Annotated in this window: 8 protein-coding genes; 6 read left to right on the top strand and 2 right to left on the bottom strand. The window is 69.5% G+C overall.

From position 1 onward, the window contains the following. The first annotated feature begins 18 nt into the window (after window positions 1-18). The 3 genes from LH076_RS13110 to LH076_RS13100 all read left to right on the top strand — a co-directional run bounded on the left by LH076_RS13110 (window position 19) and on the right by LH076_RS13100 (window position 2,688). The gene (locus LH076_RS13110; protein WP_227781187.1) at window positions 19-1,572 is read left to right on the top strand and encodes a substrate-binding domain-containing protein; all 1,554 of its coding nucleotides are present in this window, start codon (window positions 19-21) and stop codon (window positions 1,570-1,572) included. A 98-nt stretch (window positions 1,573-1,670) separates the two neighbouring features. Continuing rightward, complete coding sequence (locus LH076_RS13105; RefSeq protein ID WP_227781186.1) at window positions 1,671-2,522, top strand: phosphate ABC transporter ATP-binding protein; 852 nt, start codon at window positions 1,671-1,673, stop codon at window positions 2,520-2,522. Window positions 2,523-2,550: 28 nt separating this feature from the next. After that, entirely contained in the window at window positions 2,551-2,688 is a 138-nt protein-coding gene (locus tag LH076_RS13100; RefSeq protein ID WP_227781185.1) for a hypothetical protein, read from the top strand. Window positions 2,689-2,892: 204 nt separating this feature from the next. Here the strand turns inward: LH076_RS13100 and LH076_RS13095 are convergent, their stop codons facing one another. Further along, window positions 2,893-3,783, bottom strand: coding sequence for a M15 family metallopeptidase (locus LH076_RS13095; protein WP_227781184.1), 891 nt, complete (start codon window positions 3,781-3,783; stop codon window positions 2,893-2,895). 67 nt (window positions 3,784-3,850) lie between these two features. On the opposite strand from LH076_RS13095, the gene mfd reads away from it, so the two are divergent. The 3 genes from mfd to LH076_RS13080 are packed head-to-tail and all read left to right on the top strand — an operon-like array spanning window position 3,851 to window position 8,389. Next, complete coding sequence (gene mfd / locus LH076_RS13090) at window positions 3,851-7,372, top strand: transcription-repair coupling factor (protein WP_415753352.1); 3,522 nt, start codon at window positions 3,851-3,853, stop codon at window positions 7,370-7,372. A 20-nt stretch (window positions 7,373-7,392) separates the two neighbouring features. Then, the gene (locus tag LH076_RS13085; protein WP_227781182.1) at window positions 7,393-7,980 is read left to right on the top strand and encodes a DUF4916 domain-containing protein; all 588 of its coding nucleotides are present in this window, start codon (window positions 7,393-7,395) and stop codon (window positions 7,978-7,980) included. A gap of 1 nt (window position 7,981) precedes the next feature. Beyond that, window positions 7,982-8,389, top strand: coding sequence for a MazG nucleotide pyrophosphohydrolase domain-containing protein (locus tag LH076_RS13080; protein WP_227781181.1), 408 nt, complete (start codon window positions 7,982-7,984; stop codon window positions 8,387-8,389). A gap of 95 nt (window positions 8,390-8,484) precedes the next feature. Here the strand turns inward: LH076_RS13080 and LH076_RS13075 are convergent, their stop codons facing one another. Continuing rightward, window positions 8,485-9,102 carry a malonic semialdehyde reductase gene (locus tag LH076_RS13075; protein WP_227781180.1) on the bottom strand — a complete coding sequence of 206 codons (618 nt, stop codon included), beginning with the start codon at window positions 9,100-9,102 and terminating at the stop codon, window positions 8,485-8,487. Window positions 9,103-9,135 lie beyond the last annotated feature (33 nt).

Below are 9,135 nucleotides of genomic sequence, written 5' to 3'. Positions count from 1 at the left end.
GAGATCAGGGAGCAACTGATGTTTGTTCGCAACAACCGCGCCACGTTGGGCGCAGCCTGCGCGGCTGTGTCTGCGCTGGCCTTCGGCGTCCTGGCCCCGGCCGGTGCGGCGACCACGCTCAACACGACGCTCAACCAGGGCGCTTCGGCCAGCTCGACGCCCGTGGACAACTCGACCGCTGGCACGGGCACGATCGTGTTCGCCGGCTCGGACACGATCCAGTACGTCGTCGCCGACCTGGCCGACGCTTGGAACGCCCGCGGCACCACGGCCAACACGGTCAACAACAAGTCCTACAACATCCTCAGCTACAACGCGCTCGCCAACGACGGCTCCGCGGTCGCCCCGCTGACCGGCTGGAACGGCGTCGACGGCACCACCAGCGCCAGCATCACCACGCCGAACGGCTCGGGCGGTGGCCTCAAGCTCCTCGGTGCCTCGGACGCCAACGGTGGTTCGGTCATCTCCTACGCCCGCTCGTCGTCGGCCCCTGACACCAGCGGCAACCTCGCCGCCGGCAAGAGCAGCGACGCGACCGGGTACCCGTTCGCGCTCGACACCGTCGTGCTCGCCACGTCGGCCAAGAACACGGCGGCCCCGCAGTCGCTCACCGACGCGCAGGTCCTTGCCATCTACAACGGCACCGACACCAACTGGTCGCAGGTCGGTGGTGGGTCCGCCCCGCTGCACCCGCTCACGCCCAAGTCGGGCTCCGGCACGGCGAAGTTCTTCGGCAGCCAGATCAACAAGATCGACACCGCCAACGGCGGCGCCGGCACGGTGTCCGACAGCAACGGCGTCATGACCAGCGCGCCGAACAAGTACAACGGCACGCTGGACGTTCCCGAGCACAGCGGCGCGCCGCTGGCGTTCGACAAGAACGCTGTCGTCCCGATCTCGCTCGGTCGCGCGATCCTGTGGAACCAGACCAACCCGAGCCAGCAGATCCGCGTCCTCGGTGGTTTCAAGAAGCAGCGCGCGCTGTGGCTCTTCGCCCGCAACTCGAGTGTGACCGCCGCCGCGAACGGTCAGACGAAGACCAACGCCGACACCTACGCCGGTGGTGCCGTGACGAACGCCCTGCTCGGCTCCACGGGCTTCTTCTGCAGCGCGGCTGCTCAGGAGATCGTCAAGGCTGACGGCTTCTACCCGCTCTCCGCCGCCTACTGCGGTGTGTCGAAGGCCACCACGGGTGACATCGTGCCGGCCTCGGGCATCGCCCCGGCCAGTATGTACATCGCCAACCCGCTCCTCGTGACGCCGACCAGCAGCACCGGCACCGGCACGAGCACGGGCACGCACACGGTCGTCAAGGTCGCCCTCGGCACCGTGAAGGTCTCCGGCAAGGCGAAGGTCGGCAAGAAGGTCACGGCCACCGCGACCGCGACCCGTGGCGCCAAGCTCTCCTACCAGTGGCTCTCCAACGGCAAGGCCATCAAGGGCGCGAAGGCCGCCAAGCTCAAGCTCACCAAGAAGCTCAAGGGCAAGCGAGTCTCCGTCCGCGTGACGGCCACCCTCACCGGTGCGACCCCGGTCACCAGGACCAGCGCCGCCGTGAAGGTCAAGAAGTGAATCTGAGCTGACGCTCATCGGTGCCGGGCGGCCGATCACGGCCGCCCGGCATCACCCTCTCCACACAGCACCACCCAGAACACGTAAGGACACCCGCGTTGAGCGACCAGACCATGGCGATCCCCGTCGCCGGCGACGCCGGCGTCACGCCCGCACTGACGCCGAGCGGTTCACCGCTCGCCACGATCGAGGCGGTGGACGTCTCCTGCTGGTTCGGCGACCGACTGGTGCTCGACCGTGTCTCCCTGACGATGGCCGCGGGCGAGATCACCGCCCTGATCGGCCCGTCGGGATGTGGCAAGTCCACCTTCCTCCGCACCCTCAACCGGATGCATGAGCTCGTCCCGATCGCCAAGTTCGGCGGCCAGGTACTCCTCGACGGCGAGGACATCTACGCGCCGGAGAAGAGGCTCACCGACGCCCGTCGCGACATCGGCATGGTCTTCCAGCGGCCGAATCCCTTCCCAGCGATGAGCATCCGCGACAACGTGCTCGCCGGACTCAAGCTCACGGGCGTCAAGGCCGGGAAGTCCGAGAAGGACGACCTCGTCGAGCGCAGTCTGCGCCTCGGCGGCCTCTGGAACGAGGTCAAGGACCGCCTCGACGCTCCCGGCGGCGGCCTCTCCGGCGGTCAGCAGCAGCGCCTCTGCATCGCCCGCTCGATGGCGATCAAGCCGCGCGTCCTCCTCATGGACGAGCCCTGTTCGGCGCTCGACCCGACCTCCACACGCGTGATCGAGGAGTCGATGAAGGAGCTGGCCCAGGAGGTCACCATCGTCATCGTCACCCACAACATGCAGCAGGCGGCGCGCGTCTCCGACAAGACCGCCTTCTTCCTCGCGAGCCACAACACCCCGGGTGCGATCGTCGAGTACGGCGACACCAAGGCGATGTTCGAGAACCCGCAGGACCCGCGCACGTCCGACTACGTGCACGGGCGGTTCGGATGAGCAGCGCCTCTCCACATATCCTCCAGCAGTGAGACTCCGGGCGACCCTGGCGGGACTCCTCGTCGCCGTGGTCGTCGGGGCGGTCGCCGTACAGGCGGCGCAGCCACGGCGGGCCCTCGAGATCCCCGCCGCTGCTGCCGTGTGTCGACGCCGACGCCGACGGTGACGGCGCTGCGGACCCGCAGGACCTCGACGACGCAGCTCTCGCCGCCGCGCACTATCTCTGTGCCGACGGGCCGCTGACGAGCGGCGCCGCGTGGGCGCGGGCGATCTTCAGCTACAACCACTCCCAGCAGTACGTGAACGACGTCTACGCGGCCGCTCAGGTCTACGCCCAGCGCACGGACTAGCGATCCCGGAGGCTGCGGAGCTATCGGTTTCGCAGGGAGAAATGCTGCAGGTCCTTCAGTGACGTCCAGTAGCCGCCCCAGTTCCAGCCGACCTCGCTGAAGGCACGGACGGCGGGGGAGTTGGCCATGATCATCCCCGGGCGTGGGTTGTTGCGGTCGACGTACGACCGCGCGAGCTCGGGAAGCACCACATCCCCTTTCGTGTAAGGGTTCTGGAACGGATTGACGTCGACGGCGAGCCCGTAGGCGTGCTCGGACCAGACGGTTGTCCCGCGCGCCGGGCGACAGTTGAAGGCCGATGTGTTGTTGCCGTCGCCCGTCGGGGGAGCGTCGCGCTCGGCGACCGTGGTGATGTGCATCTGCTCGAGGGGGAAGTGCAGGTCCCACAGGCCATGGAAGGCGGTCACGATGTGTTTGGCCTGCCCCTTCGCGACCAGCAGCTCACCGGTGTGGCGCTTGTCGTCGAAGCCCCAGAAGGTGAGCCGCACCCACGCCAGCCGCGTCGCCGGCACAGGGCACTCGGCCGACCACGTCGAGCGGGCGATGACGTCCGGCGGCGCGGGCGCCTCGATCACCGACTCGAAGTCGTCACCCGGCAGCTCCGGGAGGACGTCGGGCAACGTGAACGCCCGACGTCGGAGCTCGGGTGGGGTGTTCTGCGGCGGCACGACGCCGTCCTTGCCGACAGGGAGGACCCGGGTGCCCAGCCACGCCGGCGGAGAGCTTCCGGGTGCACCGGTCGGGCTGGCCGAGCCGCCGGAGGTCACCGACGCTGACGGGCTCGGCGACGCCGAGATCGTGCGACCGGTGGTCGGCATCGGCTCGGGCGCGACCCGCTGATCGCTGCACCCTGCGGTCAGGAGGACGACCGCGGCGAGTCCGGTCGCAGTGCCGGCGCCTCGGGTCCTCACGGGCCAACCGTAGACTGGCGACACCCCCGGTCGCTCGATCGTGGGGCCGTTTGTGCTTGCCCAGGAGCTGCTCGTGACCTCTCTCGCCCCGCTCGCCGACGTCGCCGTCGCCGCCCTCGGGGAGGTGCTCGGCGAGGAGCTCGCCGTCCTGGACATCACCGGTCCCGAGGCGTTGCGTCCGTTCCTCGTCACCGGTCTCGCGCGTCAGGGCCACACGGTCCTCGCCGTGACCGCGACGAGTCGCGAGGCCGAGGACCTCACCGCCGTCCTGGCCTGCCTCCTCGACGACCCGTCTCGCGTCGCCTACTTCCCCAGCTGGGAGACGCTCCCGCACGAGCGCCTCTCACCGCGCTCCGACACGGTCGGCAGGCGCCTCGCCGTGCTGCGGCAGCTCACCCATCCGGAGCCGGGCGCGGAGCTGCAGGTGGTGGTGGCCCCGATCCGCTCCGTCCTCCAGCCGCAGGTCAAGGGGCTCGGCGACCTTGAGCCCGTCGAGCTGCGTGCCGGTGACACGGCACCCCTCGACGACGTCGTACGCCGACTGGTCGATGCCGCGTACAGCCGGGTGGACCTCGTGGAGAAGCGCGGCGAGTTCGCCGTGCGTGGCGGCATCATCGACGTCTTCCCCCCGACCGAGGAGCACCCGCTGCGCGTGGAGTTCTGGGGCGACGACGTCGAGGAGATCCGCTCCTTCTCCGTTGCCGACCAGCGCACCCTCGAGGCACGCGAGCGGCTCTGGGCCCCGCCCTGTCGCGAGCTGCTGCTGACGCCGGAGGTCCGCGAGCGCGCTGCTGCGCTGGGGGAGAAGCACCCGCAGCTCCTCGAACTCACCGACAAGATCTCCCAGGGCATAGCGGCTGAGGGCATGGAGTCCCTCGCGCCCGTGCTCGTCGATGACATGGAGCTCCTCGTCGACCTGCTGCCGGCTGACTCGCAGGTCCTGGTGATGGACCCCGAGCGCGTCCGTCGCCGCGCGCACGACCTCGTCGCCACCTCGGAGGAGTTCCTCGGCGCCTCCTGGGCCTCGGCCGCGTCAGGCGGCCAGGCGCCGATCGACCTCGGCAAGGCGTCCTACTGGGAGCTCGGCGACGTCCGCGAGCACACGCTGGCCCGCGGCGTGGAGTGGTGGAGCACCTCGCCGTTCGGGCTTGACGAGGAGTCGGCGACCCTCTCCGCCGACACGGCTGGCGTGCCGGTGCGCAGCCTCGACAGTCGTCCGATCGAGCCCTACCGCGGCGACATCGACAAGGCGACGCACGACCTCGACCAGTGGCGCCTGGCCGGCTATCGCGTCGTCGTCGTACAACCGGCGCACGGGCCCGCCAACCGCACCGTTGAGGTGCTGGGTGAGCACGACGTCCCCGCCCGCATCCTCGACGACAAGGACGTGCTCACCCGCGACGTCGTCAGCGTGCTGATCGGCACGCTCGACCACGGCTTCGTCGACGACGAGGCCCGCCTGGCGGTCGTGACCGGTGAGGACATCAGCGGCCAGAAGTCCTCGACCCGTGACATGTCGCGCATGCCCGCGCGCCGCAAGAAGCAGATCGACCCGCTGGAGCTCAAGCCCGGCGACTACGTCGTCCACGAGCAGCACGGCGTCGGGCGCTTCGTCGAGATGAAGCAGCGCGAGGTCGCCGGCGCGACCCGCGAGTACCTCGTCCTCGAGTACGGCGCCAGCAAGCGCAACGGCCCACCCGACCGTCTCTTCGTCCCGGCCGACGCGCTCGACCAGGTGACCCGTTACGTCGGCGGCGAGTCGCCGTCCCTCGACCGGCTCGGCGGCGCCGACTGGAACAAGCGCAAGGCCAAGGCCCGTAAGGCCGTCCGCGAGATCGCGGCGGAGCTGATCAAGCTCTATGCCGCCCGCCAGGCCACCAAGGGCCACGCCTTCGGACCCGACACGCCCTGGCAGCGCGAGCTCGAGGACGCCTTCCCGTTCCAGGAGACGATCGACCAGCTCTCGACCGTGGACGAGGTCAAGGCCGACATGCGCCGCGAGACGCCGATGGACCGGCTCGTCTGCGGCGACGTCGGCTACGGCAAGACCGAGATCGCCGTGCGGGCGGCCTTCAAGGCCGTGCAGGACGGCAAGCAGGTCGCGGTGCTGGTGCCGACGACCCTGCTCGTCACCCAGCACCTCGCGACCTTCATGGAGCGGATGTCCGCCTTCCCGGTGACGCTCAAGGGCCTGTCGCGCTTCCAGAGCGCGAAGGAGTCGAAGGAGATCATGGCCGGCATGGCCGACGGCTCCGTCGACATCGTCGTCGGCACGCACCGGCTGCTGAACCCCGACGTCCGGTTCAAGGACCTCGGCCTGATCATCGTCGACGAGGAGCAGCGCTTCGGCGTCGAGCACAAGGAGCAGCTCAAGCGGATGCGGACCGCCGTCGACGTACTCTCCATGTCGGCCACGCCCATCCCGCGAACCCTCGAGATGGCGATCACGGGCATCCGCGAGATGTCCACCATCACCACGCCCCCGGAGGAGCGCCACCCGGTGCTCACCTATGTCGGCGGGTTCGAGGAGCGCACGGTGATCGCTGCGATCCGACGCGAGCTGCTGCGCGAGGGACAGGTCTTCTACATCCACAACCGTGTCGACTCCATCGAGCGCGCGGCGTCGAAGCTGCGGGAGCTCGTGCCCGAGGCGCGGGTCGCCACGGCGCATGGACAGATGAATGAGAAGCAGCTCGAGCAGGTGATGCTCGACTTCTGGGAGAAGCGCTTCGACGTGCTCGTCTGCACCACGCTCGTCGAGTCCGGGCTCGACGTCTCCAACGCCAACACGATGATCATCGAGCGCGCCGACACCCTCGGCCTCTCGCAGCTGCACCAGCTGCGCGGTCGCGTCGGCCGGTCGCGTGAGCGCGCCTACGCCTACTTCCTCTATCCGTCCGAGAAGCCGCTGACCGAGACCGCCCACGAGCGCCTCGCGACGCTGGCCCAGCACTCCGACCTGGGCGGCGGCATGGCGATCGCGATGAAGGACCTCGAGATCCGCGGCGCCGGCAACCTGCTCGGCGGCCAACAGTCGGGCCACATCGCCGACGTCGGCTTCGACCTCTACGTCCGCCTCGTCGGTGAGGCGGTCCAGGAGTTCAAGGGCGAGGAGTCCACTGAGCTCAACGAGGTCCGCATCGAGCTTCCCGTCGACGCCCACCTCCCGCACGACTACATCCCGACCGAGCGCCTGCGTCTGGAGATCTACAAGCGCCTCGCCGAGGTGCGCTCGGATGCGGACGTCGACGCGATCGAGGAGGAGCTCAAGGACCGCTACGGCGAGCTGCCGATCGTCGTGCTCTCCCTGTTGCTCGTCGCCCGCTTCCGGGCCCGGGCCCGGGCGGCCGGGATCGGCGAGGTGACGATCGCCGGCAAGAACGTGCGCTTCGCGCCGGTCTCGCTGCCGGAGTCGCGCCAGGTGCGGTTGCAGCGGATGTACCCCAAGTCGCTCATCAAGGATGCGACCGACACGATCCTCGTCCCACGCCCGATCTCGTCCGGCTTCCCGGCCAAGCCGCTCGACGGCATCGCCCTGCTCGAGTGGGCCCGCCAGGTCATCGACGCCGTCATCGACCCGAAGGATTGAGGCCCCGATAGGGTTTCCCCATGACGATGGAGGCGTTCGGGGACGAGTTCGGCGAGGAGCCCACCGGCTGGAACAACGCCGACGCGTGGGACGTCCAGCCCGGCTGGATGAGCGACGAGGAGCTCGCCGCCACCCGCGGCCGTGTCCCGATGCTGTACGTCGAGGCCCTGCCCGTCCGCGTCGACGCGGGTGGCGCCGTGACGTCGGTCGGCCTGCTCCTGCGGGGCTCGTCGACCACCGGCCGGATCGCCCGGAGTCTGGTCTCGGGGCGGGTGCTCCACGGCGAGCAGCTCCGCGACGCCCTCATGCGCAACCTCGAGAAGGACCTGGGCCCGACGGCGTTCCCGGTGCTGCCGACCGCGATCACTCCGGCGGCCGTCGCTGAGTACTTCCCCTGGCCGACCGGCCGCTTCCACGACCCGCGCCAGCACGCGGTCTCGCTCGCCTTCGTCGTGCCCGTCACCGGGGAGTGCCACCCTCGCCAGGACGCCCTCGAGATCAGCTGGGTGACACCCGAGGAGGCGGTCTCCGAGGGTTTCGCCGAGGAGCTCGAGGGTGGTCGTGCCTCCCTCCTCAAGCAGTTGCTGCACCACGTCGGCGCCATCTGACATGGCCGAGCCCGCATCGGGCGAGGGTCTCGTCGAGTTCCTCCAGATGATGCGCACCATGCGCGAGCGCTGCGCGTGGAAGGCGTCCCAGACCCACGAGAGCCTGGCGAAGCACCTGCGCGAGGAGTCCGAGGAGGTCCTGGAGGCCATCGCGGAGGGCGACCCGAAGCACCTCGCCGACGAGCTGGGGGACCTGCTGCTGCAGGTCTACTTCCATGCCGCGATCGCCGAGGAGGCCGGTGAGTTCACGATGGACGATGTCATCGCCGGCCTGACCGCGAAGATGCGCCGCCGCAACCCGCACGTCTTCGACCCGGACGTCGCCGCCGCCGGCCCCTACACGATCGAGCAGATCGAGGAGCTCTGGCAGCAGGCCAAGGCGAGTGAGCGGACGTCAGCTCCCGACTGAGCTGGCACGGCATGTGCTGAAATGCAGCGACACGCCGGGGTCGCCGGCGTGTCGCATCGATCGGTCGCACGAACGGTCAGCCCGCGCACCGAGGCTCAGACGAAGCGCGTCGCCTTCTCCTCCGGCACGCGCGGGAGGCGGCCGAGGTGGGCGTTCTCGCCCGGCTGGCCGATGTTGACGACGAGGAACGACTTCCAGCCACTCTCACCGAAGAACTCGGCGTCGACACCGGCCGCGTCGAAGCCGGTCATCGGACCCGCCGCGAGGCCGACCGCGCGGACGGCGTAGATGAAGCCGCCACCCTGCAGGCCGGCGGAGATCTTGGCGGAGGCCTCGGCGACGTCCGGGTTCGCGGCGAACGTGTCGCGCAGGCCGGCAGCGTGCGGGAAGGTCGTCGGGATGAACTCGTAGTACTCCGGGTCGATCGCGAGGACGGCGGTCGCGCCGGCCGACTCGACCTTGGCCTTGTTGGAGTCGTTGATGTGGCGGAGCAGGCGCTCCTTGCCCTCAGGCGTGTTGACGAAGAGCACACGCAGCGGCTGCGTGTTGGCGGCCGTCGGCGTCCACTTGGCGAGGTCCCAGATCGCGGTGAGCTGCTCGTCGCTGACGGGCTCGCCCGAGAAGTAGGAGACGGTGCGCGCGGAGGTGAACAGATCGGCGACGGCGTGATCGTCGAGCGGCTGCGGCTTGTGGATCTGGATCGTCTCGGTCATGGCCGAATAACCTACCGAGTCAGTGGTCTATTC

The sequence above is a fragment of the Nocardioides sp. Kera G14 genome (assembly GCF_020715565.1).
Taxonomy (GTDB): Bacteria; Actinomycetota; Actinomycetes; order Propionibacteriales; family Nocardioidaceae; genus Nocardioides.
Note: the sequence above shows the minus strand (reverse complement) of the source record. Positions and strands in the feature narration are given on the sequence as shown.